16 protein-coding genes are annotated in these 17,069 nt (G+C 63.6%); 7 read left to right on the forward strand and 9 right to left on the reverse strand.

The annotated features are described in order from the left end of the window. Position 1: 1 nt before the first annotated feature. Positions 2-3,703, reverse strand: coding sequence for a trifunctional transcriptional regulator/proline dehydrogenase/L-glutamate gamma-semialdehyde dehydrogenase (gene putA / locus ACODR6_RS06940; protein ID WP_489021777.1), 3,702 nt, complete (start codon positions 3,701-3,703; stop codon positions 2-4). A gap of 175 nt (positions 3,704-3,878) precedes the next feature. Here putA and ACODR6_RS06945 point away from each other — a divergent pair, with 175 nt between their 5' ends. Further along, positions 3,879-4,364 carry an Lrp/AsnC family transcriptional regulator gene (locus tag ACODR6_RS06945; RefSeq protein ID WP_112711213.1) on the forward strand — a complete coding sequence of 162 codons (486 nt, stop codon included), beginning with the start codon at positions 3,879-3,881 and terminating at the stop codon, positions 4,362-4,364. Between the two features lie 58 nt (positions 4,365-4,422). Here ACODR6_RS06945 and ACODR6_RS06950 read toward each other — a convergent pair whose 3' ends face one another. Next, on the reverse strand, positions 4,423-5,340 hold the full coding sequence (locus ACODR6_RS06950; RefSeq protein ID WP_489021780.1) for a bestrophin family protein: 918 nt from the start codon (positions 5,338-5,340) through the stop codon (positions 4,423-4,425). Between the two features lie 289 nt (positions 5,341-5,629). Between ACODR6_RS06950 and msrB the strand changes: the two genes are divergently transcribed. From msrB to ACODR6_RS06965, 3 genes are all read left to right on the forward strand, one after another. Further along, positions 5,630-6,118, forward strand: coding sequence for a peptide-methionine (R)-S-oxide reductase MsrB (msrB, locus tag ACODR6_RS06955; RefSeq protein WP_489021782.1), 489 nt, complete (start codon positions 5,630-5,632; stop codon positions 6,116-6,118). Between the two features lie 18 nt (positions 6,119-6,136). Continuing rightward, positions 6,137-7,963 (forward strand): cytochrome c biogenesis protein DipZ, encoded by a 1,827-nt coding sequence (locus tag ACODR6_RS06960; protein ID WP_489021784.1) that lies wholly within the window; start codon positions 6,137-6,139, stop codon positions 7,961-7,963. Positions 7,964-8,050: 87 nt separating this feature from the next. Continuing rightward, complete coding sequence (locus tag ACODR6_RS06965) at positions 8,051-10,030, forward strand: ABC transporter ATP-binding protein/permease (protein ID WP_489021786.1); 1,980 nt, start codon at positions 8,051-8,053, stop codon at positions 10,028-10,030. A gap of 18 nt (positions 10,031-10,048) precedes the next feature. Here the strand turns inward: ACODR6_RS06965 and ACODR6_RS06970 are convergent, their stop codons facing one another. Next, entirely contained in the window at positions 10,049-10,519 is a 471-nt protein-coding gene (locus ACODR6_RS06970) for a hypothetical protein (RefSeq protein ID WP_199628267.1), read from the reverse strand. Positions 10,520-10,643: 124 nt separating this feature from the next. Between ACODR6_RS06970 and ACODR6_RS06975 the strand changes: the two genes are divergently transcribed. After that, positions 10,644-11,825 (forward strand): adenylate/guanylate cyclase domain-containing protein, encoded by a 1,182-nt coding sequence (locus ACODR6_RS06975; RefSeq protein WP_489021789.1) that lies wholly within the window; start codon positions 10,644-10,646, stop codon positions 11,823-11,825. A 115-nt stretch (positions 11,826-11,940) separates the two neighbouring features. Beyond that, positions 11,941-12,321: a response regulator gene (locus ACODR6_RS06980; protein ID WP_112711193.1), complete on the forward strand. Its 381-nt coding sequence runs from the start codon at positions 11,941-11,943 to the stop codon at positions 12,319-12,321. Between the two features lie 3 nt (positions 12,322-12,324). On the opposite strand, the gene ACODR6_RS06985 is transcribed toward ACODR6_RS06980, so the two are convergent. Further along, positions 12,325-13,206, reverse strand: coding sequence for a LysR family transcriptional regulator (locus ACODR6_RS06985; protein WP_489021792.1), 882 nt, complete (start codon positions 13,204-13,206; stop codon positions 12,325-12,327). A 109-nt stretch (positions 13,207-13,315) separates the two neighbouring features. Here ACODR6_RS06985 and ACODR6_RS06990 point away from each other — a divergent pair, with 109 nt between their 5' ends. Next, positions 13,316-13,537, forward strand: a complete 222-nt coding sequence (locus tag ACODR6_RS06990) for a hypothetical protein (protein ID WP_489021794.1) — start codon at positions 13,316-13,318, stop codon at positions 13,535-13,537. Between the two features lie 29 nt (positions 13,538-13,566). Here ACODR6_RS06990 and ACODR6_RS06995 read toward each other — a convergent pair whose 3' ends face one another. The 5 genes from ACODR6_RS06995 to ACODR6_RS07015 all read right to left on the reverse strand — a co-directional run bounded on the left by ACODR6_RS06995 (position 13,567) and on the right by ACODR6_RS07015 (position 16,921). After that, positions 13,567-14,124: a DUF2076 domain-containing protein gene (locus ACODR6_RS06995; RefSeq protein WP_130281580.1), complete on the reverse strand. Its 558-nt coding sequence runs from the start codon at positions 14,122-14,124 to the stop codon at positions 13,567-13,569. Between the two features lie 291 nt (positions 14,125-14,415). Continuing rightward, positions 14,416-14,979, reverse strand: a complete 564-nt coding sequence (locus ACODR6_RS07000; protein WP_489021796.1) for a hypothetical protein — start codon at positions 14,977-14,979, stop codon at positions 14,416-14,418. Between the two features lie 109 nt (positions 14,980-15,088). Next, a complete protein-coding gene (locus ACODR6_RS07005) occupies positions 15,089-15,409 on the reverse strand; it encodes a hypothetical protein (RefSeq protein ID WP_489021798.1) in 321 nt (106 codons plus the stop codon). Next, a complete protein-coding gene (locus ACODR6_RS07010) occupies positions 15,406-15,837 on the reverse strand; it encodes a hypothetical protein (RefSeq protein ID WP_489021800.1) in 432 nt (143 codons plus the stop codon). Before ACODR6_RS07010 ends, ACODR6_RS07005 begins: the two co-directional genes overlap by 4 nt. Positions 15,838-15,925: 88 nt before the next feature. Beyond that, a complete protein-coding gene (locus ACODR6_RS07015) occupies positions 15,926-16,921 on the reverse strand; it encodes a type I glyceraldehyde-3-phosphate dehydrogenase (RefSeq protein WP_489021802.1) in 996 nt (331 codons plus the stop codon). Between the last annotated feature and the right edge of the window lie 148 nt (positions 16,922-17,069).

The raw sequence follows: 17,069 nt of genomic DNA on the forward strand, positions 1-17,069 counted from the left end.
ATCAGCCGATCGTCATCAGGCTGGCATTGCCGCCGGCCGCAGCCGTGTTGATCGATGTCGAGACTTCCTCGATCAGCCAGTTCAGGCAATAGGCCTCGATATCGCTCTCGATCTCCGCCGTCGTTGCCGACTGCACTAGAACCAGAGGACCGTCGAGCGCGGCGATCGCCTTGTTGACCTTGAGGATCCGCTCGGCATCGCCTTCGACGAGAGCCGAGGCGAAGGGGCCATCCTTATTCCAGTCCGAGGTCCATGTGATGCGATGCGCGACGCTGCCCGGCAGGTCTTTCAGCACTTGGCGAAGGCCGGAAGCCTCGTCGATGACGAGCTGGTTGCCGGTCGCGAGACCCGCGGCGATCTGCCGGTAAAGCCCGCGTTCGCTGGACGGTGCGAGAAGCACGCGGCCGCGCGGATGGAGGGCGTAGAGATTGCGCTCGCCGACCGGGCCGACGAGCTCCTTCTGCAGGCCGACGGCCGAGAGGCTGCCGAGTTCGCGGGCGGCCTCGGCGTCGTCGGTCTTGCCCTTGCCCGAAAGCCAGACGGCAAAATCGGCAAGCGCCGGGTCTGTGTGGACCGAGCTGTGCTGCGGCGGCACCGGCGCCTTCTGCACGAGGCGGCCGATATAAAGCGGACCACCCGCCTTCGGACCCGTGCCGGAAAGGCCGCGGCCGCCGAAGGGCTGAACGCCGACGACGGCGCCGATGATGTTGCGGTTCACATAGAGATTGCCAGCCTGCACCCGGCTCGTCACATGCGCGATCGTCTCGTCGAGGCGCGTATGCAGGCCGAAGGTCAGGCCATAGCCGGAGCCGTTGATATCGTCGATGAGACGATCGAGATCGGCGCGGCGATAGCGGATGATGTGAAGCACTGGCCCGAACACTTCCTTCTCGAGATCGGAGAGCTTCTTCAGTTCGATGATCGTCGGCGGCACGAAGGTGCCGAGGTTGGCCGTCTCGGGAAGCGGCAGCTGCTCGACCTTGCAGCCGAGCGCCTTCATCTTCTCGATATGGCCGTCGATACCGGCCTTCGCCGTCGCTGTGATGACTGGGCCAACATCGACGCTCAACCGGTCGGTGCGGCCGATCGACAGCTCCTGCAATGCGCCCTTCAGCATGGTGAGCGTGCGGTCGGCAATATCGTCCTGCAGGCAGAGGACGCGAAGCGCCGAGCAGCGCTGTCCGGCGCTGTCAAAGGCCGAGGCGATAACGTCGCCGACGACCTGCTCGGCGAGAGCCGAGGAATCGACGATCATGCCGTTCTGGCCACCGGTTTCGGCAATCAGCGGGATCGGCTTGCCCGAGTTCGAAAGCCGGTTTGCGAGCTGCGCCTGGATGAGGCGGGCAACGCCGGTGGAGCCGGTGAACATGACACCAGCCGTTTCCGGTGCGTCGATCAGCGCGGCACCGAGCGGGCCGTCGCCGGGCGTGAACTGCAGGGCATGACGGGGGATGCCTGCTTCGTGCAGGATCTTGACGCTTTCGAAAGCGACGATCGGCGTCACGCCGGCCGGCTTTGCGATGACCGAATTACCCGCGACGAGCGCCGCGGCGACCTGGCCGGTGAAGATCGCCAGCGGGAAGTTCCACGGGCTGATGCAGACGATCGGGCCGAGCGGGGCGTGCGAGGGGCCGAGCGTGCGGCGGGCCTGCTCGGCGTAATAGCGAAGGAAGTCGATCGCTTCGCGCACTTCGCCGATCGAATTCGCCGCCGACTTGCCGGCTTCCCGCATGATGACGCCCATCAGCGTTTCGATGCGCGACTGCATGATATCGGCTGCGCGATCGAGGCAGGCTGCGCGATCGGCCGGAGAGACCTGGGCCCATTCGGTGGCGCCGATCGCCGCCAGTTTGGCGATCTTCGCAACGGCTGCCGGTTCGACCTCGGTCACCTCGCCGACGGCATCGCCGTGATCGGCGGGGTTCAGGATCGGGCGCGTCACACCCTGCGTGTCGCCGTCCGCCAGAAGCGGCAAGGCATGCCAGGTCATCGTGACAGTCTTCGACAGGTTGCCGCCCAGGCGCGCCAGTTCCGCCTCGTTCGCCAGGTCGATACCGCCGGAATTGCGACGTTCCGCGCCGTAGAGATTGTCGGGCAGGGAGATCAGATCATGCGGCTTGCCGGGCGGCGTCATCGCCTCGACGAGGTCGACCGGATCCGCCGTCAGGTCGTCGACGGAGACCTTCGGGTCGGAAATACGGTTGACGAAGGAGGAGTTTGCGCCGTTTTCGAGAAGGCGGCGGACCAGATAGGCGAGCAGCGTTTCATGGGTGCCGACAGGTGCATAGATGCGGCAGGGGCGGTCGAGCTTGTCCTTGCCGACGACTTCGTCGTAGAGCGGCTCGCCCATGCCGTGCAGGCATTGGAACTCGTACTTGCCGACCTGGAAATCATTGCCGGCCAGATGATAGATCGTCGCCAGAGTCTGGGCGTTATGCGTCGCAAATTGCGGGAAGACCGCATCGGTGGCCGCAAGCAGCTTGCGGGCGCAGGCGACATAGGCGACGTCGGTGTGGATCTTGCGCGTATAGACCGGGAAATCCGAGAGGCCATCGAGCTGCGAGCGCTTGATTTCGGCATCCCAATAGGCGCCCTTCACCAGGCGCACCATCATCCGGCGGCCGGAGCGGCGCGACAGGTCGATGATATAGTCGATCACGAACGGGCAGCGCTTGCCATATCCCTGGACGACGAAGCCAAGGCCGTTCCAGCCCTTCAGCGCCGGATCGAAGCTGAGCTCTTCCAGGAGATCGAGCGAGAGCTCCAGGCGGTCGGCTTCTTCGGCGTCGATATTCAGGCCGATATCGTAGGTGCGGGCGAGCAGCGCCAGCTTCTGGACGCGGGGAAGCAGTTCTTCCATGACACGCTTCGACTGTGCGCGCACATAGCGCGGATGCAGCGCCGAGAGCTTGATGGAGATGCCGGGGCCTTCATAGATACCGCGGCCGGCGGCGGCCTTGCCGATGGCGTTGATGGCGTTCTCATAGTCGCGATAGTAGCGATCGGCGTCCTTTGCGGTGGTCGCGGCTTCGCCCAGCATGTCGTAGGAATAGCGGAAGCCGCGGGCTTCCAGCGGGCGGGCGCGCTTCAGTGCCTCGTCGATGGTCTCGCCGGTGACGAACTGTTCGCCCATCATACGCATCGCCATGTCGACGCCGCGGCGGATTACCGGTTCGCCGCAGCGGGCGATCAGACGGGTGAGCGCCGCCGCCAGGCTGCGGTCATTGACCGTGGAGGTCAGCTTGCCGGTGACGACGAGGCCCCAGGTCGCGGCATTGACGAACAGCGAGCGACCGCCGCCGACGTGGGACTTCCAGTCGCCTTCGGAAATCTTGTCGCGGATCAGCGCATCGCGGGTAGCCGTGTCGGGGATGCGCAGCAGCGCTTCGGCAAGGCACATGAGGGCGACGCCCTCCTGGCTCGATAGTGAATATTCCTGAACCAGTCCTTCGACGCCGGTGCCCTTATGCTTGGCGCGCAGCGCCTCGATCAGCTTGCGCGCCGTGCCGCGGATCGTCGTCTTCAGATCGTCGGGAACCTTGGCGGCCGCGACCAGCGGCGGCAGGCACTCGGTCTCAGGACGCCGGTAGGCCGCGGTGATCGCCTTGCGAAGCTCCGACTGCTCGCGGATCGGCGGGGCAAACTGGGCAAAGGGCGAATTCGGGTTCGATCCGGAGGCGTTGTCGGCGACGTCTTTGAGCATGGAAGGTCCTAGCGGCGAAGGTTGTTGAACGTCCAAAAGCCGGCGCCTTCGGGCTTCTCCAAAGCCCTCTGTCACCAGCAAGCGCAGCATAACATGGCCGCTTCAGGTCGATCTAACTTGCTTTCGGCATCATCCAGTGGCAATCGTCTATTCTAGTCCCATTCGAGAAGGCGTCATGACTAGAGAAGCGGCAAATTTTAGTGAACTTGACCAGTTCGACAAGAAGATACTGGAGGCCCTCTCGGAAGACGGCCGAATGTCCATCACGGACCTTGCTGCCCGCGTCGGCCTGTCGAATACACCCTGCCAGATTCGCTTCAAGCGCTTGCTGGCGGAAGGCTATATCGAAGGTTTCAGGGCGGTGCTCAATCCTGCCAAGATGGAACTCGATCACGTCGCCTTTGTCGAGGTCAAACTCTCGAATACCACCGAAGGCGCGCTGAAGAGCTTCAACGATGCGGTCAAGAAGATCAAGGAGGTCGAGCAGTGCCACATGATCGCAGGCCGCTTCGACTATCTGCTGAAGGTCCGCACCCGCGACATCGCCAAATACCGCCGTGTCCTCGGCGAAAAGATCTCGACGCTGCCGCATGTCGCGAGCACCTCGACCAACCCGGCCATGGAAACCGTCAAGGACGGCTGGGACCAAACTCACCTGTGATCGGCTCTGCGGGCTGCCTGCCAGCAACCGGCGGCAGATTGCGCGGGACCCCTAGCCTTCAAAGCAGGATCGAGTTTACCGGCTTCGGCAGTTCTGGCAGGTCCTTTTCGCCGAGTGCTTCGCGCAGCGAAAGCTCGATGGCCTTGGCGATTGCGGCGATCGGCAGGTCGTTCGGCAGGGTGCCGAAGGGCTCTTCGAGCTCTTCGCTCAGCGCATCCAAGCCAAAGAACGTGTAGGCGACGACGCCGGCGGCGAGGGGGGTGACGTAGCCGAGCACGTCGGCGAAGCCGAAGGGCAGCATGAAGCAGAAGAGATAGGCTGTGCGGTGGAGCAGCAGCATGTAGCCGAAGGGCACCGGCGTGTTGCGCAGCCGCTCGCAGGCGGTCAGCACACCGTTCATTTCGCTGACGGTGCGGTCGAGCAGCGTGAATTCGATATCGCTGATCCGCCCAGCGTGGCGCTCGGCGGCGAGCAGGCCGCCCATCAGTCGCAGCAGATAATCCGGCTTATTCCGCTGCTTGCTAAGTTCTGCGGCCTCTTCGGCGGTCAGCCGTTTAGAGCTTGCCGGTTCCGCGCTGGTACGCAGGTGGCGCACGAGCTCTGCGGCGAATTCGATGTTGAGGTTGAGAAGATGCTGGCGCAGCTTGCTGCCGGTCTTGCTTCCGGCGAGCAGCAGGCTCTGCCTTGCGAAATCGCGGCTGACGGCAAGGAGGTGGCCCCAGAGCTTGCGGGCCTCCCACCAGCGGTCGTAGCAGGCGCTGTTGCGAAAGCCGAGAAACACCGACAGCGAAATGCCGATCAGCGCGAAGGGGGCGCCGATCACCGATGGAATGATGCCCGGGTCGTTGTTGTGCCCCCAGACGATCACCGCCGACAGCAGCATGACCGCCAGGACCTGCGGATAGATGCGCTCGATCACCGATCCCCGGAAGATGAAGAACAGGACGAGGAAACTTGGCTTGTCACGAACAATCATCGGCGGATCGGGTCCAACGCGGGGTCTGGTGATTTCCCCTACGACGCGGTTTTCCGTCTCGCAAGGGACAAAAGGGCGCGGCCGGGCGACTGCTCGCGCTTCGAAAAACATGCGCAGGCGCCGTTGGTTCACATTTTGGTGTGATCACCGCGACGTGTGTAACAAACGGCAGGCTTCTCACGTAGATGCAGGCAGCGCTATATTCAGGAAAATATAGCGTGATGGAATAAGAACGCCCTCCAGCGTGTCTTATGTCTCGTTTGGCAGACCAGGTGAGGAGACTGAAACCATGGTCAGAAGACGTCATGTCCTTTTTGGCGCCGGGCTTGGTGCCCTTGCGCTCCGCTTCGGCTTTTCGGCCCGGCCGGCCGAAGCCGCCCAAGATTTTCCGCTGACCCATACGGATGCGGAGTGGCAGAAGCTGCTCACTGCCGACCAGTATCAGGTCCTCCGCAAGGAGGGGACGGAATATCCGTTCACCAGCCCGCTTCTCAACGAGCATGGCAAAGGCAAGTTCGCCTGCGCCGGCTGCGATCAGAATGCGTTCGCGTCGGATACGAAATTCGAGAGCGGAACCGGCTGGCCGAGCTTCTGGGCGCCGCTCGACGGCGCGGTCGGCACGACGAGAGACAGCTCGATGGGCATGGTCCGCACCGAGGTTCATTGCAGCCGCTGCGGCGGCCATCTCGGCCATGTCTTCGAAGACGGACCGAAGCCGACCGGGCTGCGCTACTGCATGAATGGCGTCGCTATGACATTCCATAGGGCTTCGGCCTGATCGACCAGAGACAGTTCCATGATCCTTTTCGTCCTTGCCTATCTCGGCGGCGTGCTGACGATCGTCAGCCCCTGCATTTTGCCCGTGCTTCCCTTCGTCTTCGCCCGCGCCGGGCAGTCCTTCATGCGCAGTACCCTGCCGATGCTCATCGGGATGGCGGCGACTTTCGCGGCGGTCGCCACACTTGCCGCCCTCGGAGGCGGCTGGGCGGTGCAGGCGAACGAGTATGGCCGCTATGCCGCGCTGGCCCTGCTTGCCGTCTTCGGCATCATCCTGTTGTTTCCCGCTTTGTCGGATCATCTGACGCGGCCGCTGGTTTCGCTCGGCGCGCGTCTGTCGCAGTCCGCCGACAAGGGAGCCCGCGCCGGCGGCTCCAGCGTCGTCGCCTCGCTGCTTCTCGGCGTTGCCACAGGCCTGCTCTGGGCGCCCTGTGCGGGACCGGTTCTCGGCCTCATCCTGACCGGGGCGGCGCTTCAAGGGGCCAGCGTCGGCACCACGCTTCTGCTGCTTGCCTATGCGCTCGGCGCTGCGACCTCGCTTGCGCTGGCGCTCCTTGTCGGCGGCAAGGTCTATCAGACGATGAAGCGGTCGCTCGGCGTCGGCGAATGGCTGCGCCGCGGGGTCGGTGTGGCGGTTCTCGTTGCCGTCGCCGCAATCGGCCTCGGCCTCGATACCGGCTTCCTGACACAGGCGTCGGTTGCCAGCACCGCATCGCTGGAGCAGGGACTGATCGACAAGTTGCAGCCGCAGAAACCGTCGTCCGTCGTGATGAACGGCAATGATGGCGGCGCGATGATGATGAGTGGCGGCAGCAACCAGATGATGATGAGCGGCGCCAACACGATGATGCAGGCAAAGCCGCAAGCAGCCGCGGACACATTGCCGGTCGAAGGCAAGATGCCGCCGCTCGACGGTGCCATCCAATGGCTGAACTCGCCGCCGCTTTCGGCCGAAGCGCTGAAGGGCAAGGTGGTGCTCGTCGATTTCTGGACCTATTCCTGCATCAACTGCATCCGCGCCATTCCCTATGTCAAAGCCTGGGCGGAAAAGTACAAGGATCAGGGGCTGGTGGTGATCGGCGTTCATGCGCCGGAATTCGCCTTCGAGAAGAATGTCGACAACGTCAAGAAGGCGATCGGCGATCTCGGCATTGCCTACCCCGTTGCCATCGACAACGACTATGCCATCTGGCGCGCCTTCGACAATCAATACTGGCCGGCGCATTACTTCATCGATGCCGAAGGCCGCATACGCCATCACCATTTCGGCGAGGGCGAATATGATCAGTCCGAGCGGGTGATCCAAGAGCTGCTCGCCGAGGCCGGAAAGCAGAATGTCGCGGGCGGCATCGTCGATGTGAAGGCGACCGGCACGGAGGCGGCCTCGAACCAGAACGACGTGCAGTCTCCCGAAACTTATGTCGGCTGGCAGCGTTCCGAGAACTTCGTCGACACCAAGGGTACCGTCAACGATGCGCCGCATGTCTATAGCGCCGCGGAGCCGAAGCTCAACGAATGGGGCCTGACGGGCAACTGGACGGTCGGGCCTGAAAATGCCGGGCTCAACGACAAGGATGGCAGCATCTATTACCGCTTCCATGCCCGCGACCTGCATCTCGTTCTCGGTCCGAATGCGGACGGAAAGCCGATCCGCTTCAAGGTCACGGTCGATGGCAAGCCTCCGGGGGATAGCCACGGCGTCGATACCGATGCCGACGGCAACGGCACGGTGACCGGCCAAAGGCTCTACCAGCTGGTGCGCGAGGCCGGCCCGGTCGGCGACCACACGTTCGAGATCCATTTCCTCGATCCCGGCGTGCAGGCCTACGCCTTCACCTTCGGTTGAGGGGATCGCCACGCGCATTGGACGTCTTGCCGCAACGCGCCGCAAGGCGTCCATGAAACCTTTTGATTTTTGCGCCGTTGTCGGCTCATGGCCGAAGCTCAATTGAAACCGAAATCGGTCGATGGCACCAAACCGGAAGGTGCCGCGAAGTCGCACCAAGGGGAGGGATCGACTGTTGAGGCCCCTCCGCCGCCGGATATTGCCGAACCCGATCCGGGCCTGACGCCGGAAGAAGCCGAGCATGCGCGCAAGCGATATTTGCTGCGGCGCTTCTGGATCAGCGCGCGCGGCTATTGGAGCCGTCATGGCGACAGCTTCGCCTGGCCCTGCACGCTCGGGCTGCTGGCGATGATCGTCCTCAATGTCGGCTTCCAATACGGCATCAATCTCTGGAACCGGAAGATCTTCGACGCCATCGAGCGGCATGATGCCGGCACGGTGTATTATCTGAGCGCAGTGTTCCTGCCGCTGGTGCTCGGAAGCGTGGCGCTCGTCACCGCACAGGTGCTGGTCAGGATGATGATCCAGCGGCGCTGGCGCTCGTGGCTAACGAAGGCGGTCATCCAGCGCTGGCTGGCCAATGGCCGCTATTATCAGCTGAACCTGATCGGTGGGGACCACGCCAACCCCGAGGCCCGTATCTCCGAAGACCTCCGGATCGCCACGGAATCGCCGGTCGATTTCATCGCCGGTGTCATCGTCGCCTTCCTGTCGGCCTCCACCTTCATCGTCGTCCTCTGGACGATCGGCGGTGCTCTGACCTTGCCGGTCGGCGGCTCGATGATCACCATTCCGGGTTTTCTGGTGGTTGCCGCCGTCCTCTATGCGGGGATTACCTCGACCTCGATCGCTTTCATCGGCCGCAACTTCGTCGCGGTCTCCGAGGTCAAGAACCAGACCGAGGCCGAGTTCCGCTATACGCTGACGCATGTGCGCGAAAACGGCGAGAGCATTGCGCTGCTCGGCGGCGAGGAGGAGGAGCGCAACGACGTCGACCGGACATTTGGCAAGGTTATCCGGCAATGGGCGCTGCTGGCCGGCCAGCATATGCGCACGACGCTGGTCTCGCAGGGATCGAGCCTGATCGCGCCCGTCGTGCCGATCCTGCTCTGCGCGCCGAAATTTCTCGAAGGCGCCATGACGCTCGGCGAGGTCATGCAGGCCGCTTCCGCCTTCACCATCGTCCAGGCGGCCTTCGGCTGGCTGGTCGACAACTATCCGCGCCTTGCCGACTGGAATGCCAGCGCGCGCCGTATCGCTTCGCTGATGATGTCGCTCGACGGGCTCGAGCGCGCCGAACACAATGACTCTCTCGGCCGTATCCAGCACGGCGAGACGGAAGGCGAGGCGATGCTGAGCCTCAACGATCTCTCGGTGTCGCTCGATGACGGCACTTCGGTCGTCAAGGAAACGCAGGTCGATATCGAACCCGGCGAGCGTGTGCTCGTCTCCGGTGAATCCGGCACGGGCAAGAGCACACTGGTGCGCGCCATTGCCGGTCTCTGGCCCTGGGGCCAGGGCAGCGTCAATTTCCGGGCCGGCAGCCGGCTCTTCATGCTGCCGCAGCGCCCCTACATCCCCTCGGGCACGCTGCGCCGGGCAACGGCCTATCCGCGTGCTGCTGACGACTGGAGCGAAGAGGAGATCAAGGGAGCGCTGAAAGCCGTGGGGCTGGATTATCTGAGCGCCAGGATAGAGGCGGAGGCGCCGTGGGACCAGACCCTCTCTGGCGGCGAGAAACAGCGCCTCGCTTTCGCCCGCCTGCTTCTCCACGATCCCGATATCATTGTGCTCGACGAGGCAACCTCGGCGCTCGATGAGAAGAGCCAGGACCAGATGATGCAGACGATCATCCGCGAACTGCCGAAGGTCACCATCGTCAGCGTCGCCCACCGGGCCGAGCTCGAAGCGTTCCACAGCCGCAAGATCACCCTGGAACGCCGCGACGGCGGAGCAAAGCTCGTCAGCGATATCGATCTCATCCCGCGAAAGCGGAAGTCGAAATCGCTCTTGCGGCGCATGGTGCCGCGGCACTCACGGTCGAAGCGCGGCGCTACCGGAAAATGAAGCGAGGAAAGACCGCCATCACCTGTTATCTCCGGCAAAATCGACCGATGAGATCTCTACCGACCAGTCGAGGTCGGCAGGCGACAGGTTGAGTGTGTCGAGGCCGCGATAGTGGTTCAGTGCGAAGCAGGTGCCGTAGACGGCCTTGGGCTCGATGATCTTGTAGCTCGTCAGGTAGTCGGCATAGGCCTCGACGCTGTAGCCAGGGCGTTTGGCGATGAGGCGGAAGCGGACGGCGTCCACCTGGCGGTCGGAGCCGTTGGTGATCTCGACGAAGACCGGCTTGGCGGGATCGGTGCAGCCTTGGGTTCCGGTGCTGGTGGCGGTCACCAGGCTTGCGGAGGTGTTGCGGCCGGACTGCTGGTAGTAGAGATAGGCTCCGATGCAGGCCACCGTGGCGATGATGATGGCGAGTGCCACGAGCGCGGGCCGGGGGAAGAGGAAGAAGAACACCACAAAAATCGCTATCGCGACTATCAGCAAGATCATCGGCCGTTCTCCCTTTCCCGTTGAGCTAATGCACGCACCCTGCTTATGCAAGGCAGGGCGGTGGCGTGTGGTTTCGGGCGGATGGCAATTATGCGATATCATCGCGTGACGACGGAGGGATTCGATGAACGGTTTGGCCGACCTGATTGCCTGGATTATCGCGCAGGGACTTGCCGCCGATGATATCGATGCCTTGCTCGAAGGCCTTTCGCTGCGCCTGACTGAACAGGGATTTCCGCTGCTGCGCGCCTCGATCGCCATGCCGTCCATCGATCCGAAGCATCGCGGCCTCTCGGTTGCCTGGTACCGGGACACGGGGATCTCCAAGGAGGCGCAGGAGCATGGCGAAGAGGGTGAGGCGCTGTTCCGGCGCTCGCCGATTTCCTATCTGCTGCAGAACCAGCTGGAATTCATGCGCTGGAGCCTTCCGGCCAATGCCGAGACGCCGCCATTTCCGGTTCTGACAGATCTCAGCGATCTCGGTGCCACCGATTTCGTCATCAAGATCACGCCCTTTCCTGGTGATACCGCTCTGGCAGGCGCCAGCTTCTCGATCGCCACCGATCAGCTGGGCGGCTTTACGGAGAGCCAGCTTGCCGGTTTCGAGGGCGTCATGCCCGCGCTGGCGCTCGCCTGCTGCCGGATCGCCATGACCCGCGTGGCGAAGGACGTGCTCGCCGTCTATACCGGCGAGCGGACGAGCGAGCTGATCCTGACCGGGCAGATCCAGCGCGGCGATGGCGCGTCGATATATGCCGCGATCCTGTTTGCCGACCTCAAGGACTTCACGTCGCTTAACGAAAAGCATGAGCCGCACGATATCGTCGACTGGCTGAACGAGCATTTCGACGCGATCGGCAAGCCGGTTGTCGAGGAAGGTGGCGAGATCCTGAAATTCATGGGCGACAGCCTGCTGGCGATCTTCCCGGTGCAGGCTGCCGATACGGCGCAGGCCTGCCGTCTGGCGCTGTCGGCCGCGCAGAGGGCGCTCGCCATGAACGATGCGCTCAATCAGGGCAGGCGGGAGCGTGGCGAGCCCGAGATCCTCGTCGATATCGTGCTGCATCTCGGCGAGATCTTCTACGGCAATGTCGGCACTGATCGGCGCCTCGATTTCACCGTCATCGGCCGGGCCGTCAACGAGGCGTCGCGGATGGAAAAGCTCGCCGATGCGCTGGAAACCAACCTGCTGGCCTCGGCGCAATTTGCGGCCCAGACCGGCGGCGCCTTCCGGGCGGCGGGACATTTCAAGCTCCGGGGCGTCGAGGAGCCGGCCGAGATCTATGCCTGGGCGGGCGCGGTGTGACCGCCTGCGGTTTGTTCGGATTTTGTTAAACATAAACTAAAATCTTAATCATCGGCCGCGCTCCGATCCGCATTTCCGTGCGTTCCTCCATCATGCGACAACGGAGGGAAACCGGATGGCAGTCGTGATGATCGTGGAAGATGAAGCCCTGATCCGCTTTGCACTGGCCGATGAACTGATCGCCTGCGGGCATATGGTGATCGAGTGCTGCAATGTGCTGGAGGCGCTTGCGGTTCTCGGCAAAGACGGCGAGGTCGATGCCGTAGTCACTGACGTCGATATGCCCGGCGGGTTGAGCGGGCTGGATCTCAGCCGGCTGCTCGCGGCCACAAGGCCGTCGCTGCCGCTCTGGGTCACCTCGGGCCGGGAGGTCGATATCTCCGCTTTGGGTCCGGCAGCGGCTTTCCTGTCGAAGCCTTATGACATGAGGGCGCTCGCCTGCGAAATCGCGCGGCGGGAGGCGATGTCCGCCGAGCGCTCGGCCTCCTTCGGCTGAGCCTCAGGGGCTGGTCAGGTACTCCACCAGCTTGCGGGCATGGACGGGCAGGGCGGCGAAGCTGCGGGCGCAGATCAGCAGATGGCGAAGCGCCCAGGCATCGGTGAGTGGGATCACGCCGAGTGCCATCTCGGCCTGATAGCGCCGCGCATAGACGTCTGGAACGATGGCGAGGCCGACGCCGCTGCTGGCCATGGCGCAGATGTCCTCGAAACTGTCGAGCCGCACGCGAATCTTGAACTGTCGGCCCTCGCGGGCGGCATGCGCAGACAGGTGCCCCTGCAGCGCGCTGTCCGCCGGGAGACCGACGAAGGGTTCGCTGAGGATATCGCGGAACGCCACCGATCCCGCCGCGACCAGTGGATGGTCCAGCGCGGCCACGAGGACGAGGCGGTCGATCTCGAAGGGGCGGGTTTCGAGCGATCCTGTCTCGCTCGTATCTGCGGCAATGCCGAGATCGGCGAGGCCGCCTGCGACTGCCGCGACGACATCCGGGCTCTGCTTTTCCTGCAGGTCGATATCGATCGTCGGGTGATCGGCCAGGAAGCGGCGCAGCACGGCCGGAAGATGCGCCATGGCGGCGCGGCCGGAAAACAGCCGGACCTGGCCGCGCAATCCTCCCGCATAGAGCTGCAGATCGCCGCGCATCTGCTCCATCTGCCCGAGCACGATGCGGGCGTGATGGGTGAGCGCTTCTCCCGCCGGCGTCGGCCGGACGCCGCGTGCCTCGCGCTCCAGCAGCGGGATGCCGCTCATCTCCTCCATGCCGCGGATGCGGGCGCTCGCCGAAGGCAGCGCCATGCCCGATCTCTCGGCGCCCTGTGTGATGCTCTGGGCTTCGACGACATGCAGGAAGAGACGAAGGTCGGTCAGATCGAAGCGCATAGTCCCTCCCGCGTCAGGCCTTCGGATTTTCCGAAGCCTTGCCTTGCATCTTCCGCATTGTGCGAAATCGCCGGCTGCCGATCATGCTTGATATGGTCTTGGAGCCGGATTGGATATGGACGCTTCAGAAAAAATCTTGCGTGCCTTCGCTTTTCGCCTGGCACTTCTCGTGCTGGCCGTCACCGTGGCAAGGGGCCTGCCTGACAACCGGGCAGACGACGCTCTGGCGGGATCGATTGCGGTCGCCAATCTTACGCCCGAATGTGGATCAGCCCCGCCGCAGGGCGGCGAGGCTGATCCAGACATAGGCGATATGTATCTGCATGACTGAGGCGCGGCTGATCGCATCCTCAGGCGGTATCATTCCTCGTCGCCGAACATGTCCATCTCTTCCTCGGGGGCTTCCTCCTGAGGTTCGGCGGCCTGCGCCTCGTTGCCGCCCATCATGCCCATGACGGCATTGGTCAGCAGCATGCCGCCGGCGACACCCATTGCCGTCTGCGCGGCACCGGCCAGGAAGCCGCCACCGGCGCGGGGCGCCATCGGAGCGGCATGACCGTATCCCTGGTTCGGAGCGCCACCCCAGGGAGAGGCGGGAGCGGCATCGTATCTCTGCGGGCGGGCGACCGCGCGCTGCGGCGGGTTGCTGCTGCCGAACATCGATGCGAAGAAGCCGCCGCGCTGCGGCTGCGCACTGGCGCTCAACATCTCCAGTTCCTCGATGCGGCGCTGGGCCGCCTCAAGCGCCTGTTCCTGCACGACGATCGTCTGCGCCATGTAATAGGGCGCGCCGGGCTGCTGGGTGATGCGGTCGTTGATGAACTGTTCGGATCGCGTGTCGCGCGGCGCCGATTGCCGCTCGACATTGGCGAGCTTGGTGAAAAGGCTGTCGATGGCCTGCTGATCGTTGCGATCCATGCATGTCTCGTTGGCGGTGGTATCCGCGGTGGTCAAATCAGGGTTTAGTTGGTTGCGCACAGCGCAAATGCCGGCCGGGCCGGTGCAGCCGGGTTCTCAGGCGAGAAAACCGGCGGAGCCCATTTGCGGGCGGCCCGTGTTTCGGGCAGGGCGTAGCGCGAGAGTTGATTTCCGGAAGTGGAAAGTCGTGTGATGGTCCTCATACCTGCATGTACGAAGCAGGAGGCCAATAGCTTCCATCACAAAGATTTTATTCCGGCGCCGTCAAAACGCCGGATCTGACGGCAGCGGTCAGTTCTCGATCTGCTGCTCGGCGACGACGCTGGCGACCACTTCGTCGGCGCCATTCGGATAGGTCGGCAGGTCGAGCGTCACGGCTTCCTTGAAACCCTCGCGTTCGATCGAGAAGAACTTGCGCACCCGCACTTCGCCATTCTGCTGGCCCGAGGCGGTGGCGCTTTTCGCCGCGATGAGATTGCGTTCGAATTGCGCGGCGTCAACCCCGGCAAAGGCCATGGTGCAGCTTTCGACCGGCTTCTCGCCGACGGTCGCCTTGGCGATGACGATCGCTTCGAACGGCTTGTCGCCACCCGTCTGGGTGATCCAGCCGTCGAAGGCGGTCGGCTCATCGAGCGGCAGGATGCCGAGGGTCATGTCCTGCGACAGCGCTCCCCACCCGCTTTCCTTCGCAAGTGCCGCCGTGCGGTCATAACGCGGCCCTTCGTTCATGCACTTCTCGGCGAAATCGGCAAAGGGCGAGGGTGCCGCCGCCTCTTGGGCAGACGCGGAGCCCGCGGCGGCCAGAGCTGCGACTACGAGCGCGGTTATCTTCAGGGTCGTCGTGGATTTGCTCATCGAATGTCCAGTTCCGCGCAGTCGTGCTCCGTGAACCTACCAGATAGGCGATGCCGCAAGAAAACGCCACAGCAGGTCATGGCCCTCATCCGGAAACGGCGATCGAATGTCAATCCGGAGAGCCGCCCTCGATGTTCGGATCGTAATCGCCAAGCGCCTTCTGGACGGTCTTGTTCCGGGCATAGCGGTGCTTTAGTCGGGCCAGCTCCGCGTCGCTTCCGCTGCACAGCGTGCGCAGCTGCTGATCGATTTCCGCCTGCCGTTCTTCGTCGGGCGAGGCTTCGCCACGGAAATGGTCGCAATCATCGCGGCGGCTGATGAAGGCCCTGACGTCGTCGGGCAGGGTGGCGTCATCTGCGAGACATGGCGCGGCGAGGCAGAACTGGACCAGGGCCAAGCCGGCATATGTCAGCCGCCGCCCGGCCATCATTCGATTTGCATGTCGAGTTGCTGGGCAATCTCTTCATAGTGGCGGGACGACGCGGTATTGCCCTCTTTGGCATAGTGGGCGCCGACTGCTCGCGCTGCATTTGCTGCAGCACGGAAGGCGTCAAGACGATCCTGCGGCTCAAGCTCGGCATTGCCGCCGATATCGCCGTTGCTGAAGCGGCCGACGCGGTAGCCTTCATTGTCGATCACGCCGATCACAGGCACGCCGTTCTGCATTTCGCCGTAGAAAGCCGGACCGGCCTGGTTGCCGTCGCGGCGTCGCAGCATGCCGAGGCCGGAGGCTTTGTTGCCGGGGCACGCACCGCTCCAATAGGTCGGGCCTGCGGTCAGCGAGATGGGAGAAACGAATTCGCAATGGCTGGCCGGATCCTTGGACCAGGTCGAACCGGACGGCGCGTCCTGCGCCATGAGCGACGGTGTCCATAACAGGGAGGCGACTGTCGCGAGGGCTGATAGCGCGATGAATGCGTTTCGATGCAGCAAAGCTATCGTCCCCTCAGGAATTGGCCATCAGCGATGCGACATCGATCATCCGGTTGGCAAAGCCCCATTCGTTGTCGTACCAGCCGAACACGCGCAGCAAGCCACCGGCAGATACCGAGAGTTCCGGGCCTGACACCACCAGGGATTCCGGCCGGGCGCGCAGGTCTACGGATACGAGCGGCTTTTCGATCCAGCCGATGACGGGCGATGCGGCGATCGCGCTTTTCAGCTTATCGCGTGCTTCCGAGAGAGACGGCGCTTTCTCCAGCGATACCGTCAGGTCGATCGCCGAAACGCTGGCGGTCGGAACGCGAATGGCGCGGGCCTCGATCTTTCCCGCAAGCGACGGCAGGACCTTGCCGACCAGCTTGTGGGCGCTGGTGCTGGTCGGAACCATCGAGAGGGCGGCGGCGCGGCTGCGGGCAAAATCATCGCGGGGCTGGTCGACGGTCGGCTGGCTGCCTGTATAGCAGTGAACCGTCGTCATCTGCCCGCCGATAATACCGAAGAGGTCATCGACCGTTTTCAGGAGCGGCGCCAGCGCATTGGTGGTGCAGGACGCGTTGGATATGATCTTGTGGCCGGCGATCATCTGTTCGTTGGCGCCAAGCACGACAGTCACGTCGGCCGATTCAGCCGGACCCGAAATCAGTACGCGCTTCGCCCCGGCTTCCAGCGCCCGGGAGACATAATCGCGGGTATAGGGCTGGCCGGTGCATTCGAGGAAAATATCGACGCCGGAGAGATCGAGGGCGCGAATGTCGCGCTCGTTGTGGAAGGGGATAGAGCGCGAGCCGATGCGCAATGCGCGGTCTTCGGCTGATACGTCTTCCGCCCAGGGACCGAAAACGCTGTCATACTGGAAGAGGTAGGCGCAGCTTTCCAGTGGCGCAATGTCGTTGACGAGCACGACCTCGATGTCGCGGCGCTCTTTCAGCAGGATACGGAGAACGGAGCGGCCGATACGGCCAAAGCCATTGATAGCGATTTTCGGCTTCTGTTTTGTCATCCGGCGGGCTCCCTGCGATCGTCTGATGAGGCCTATGACAAGCGCGGAGTATTCGCAATATCAAAGCGGTGGCTGCTGCTGCTTCCAAGCGCCGCGGGCGCTGAGGAAAGGTGCGCAATTGCGCCCGGCACGTCGGACCATGGTCCGT

The sequence above is a fragment of the Rhizobium sp. FG96 genome, assembly GCF_057808655.1.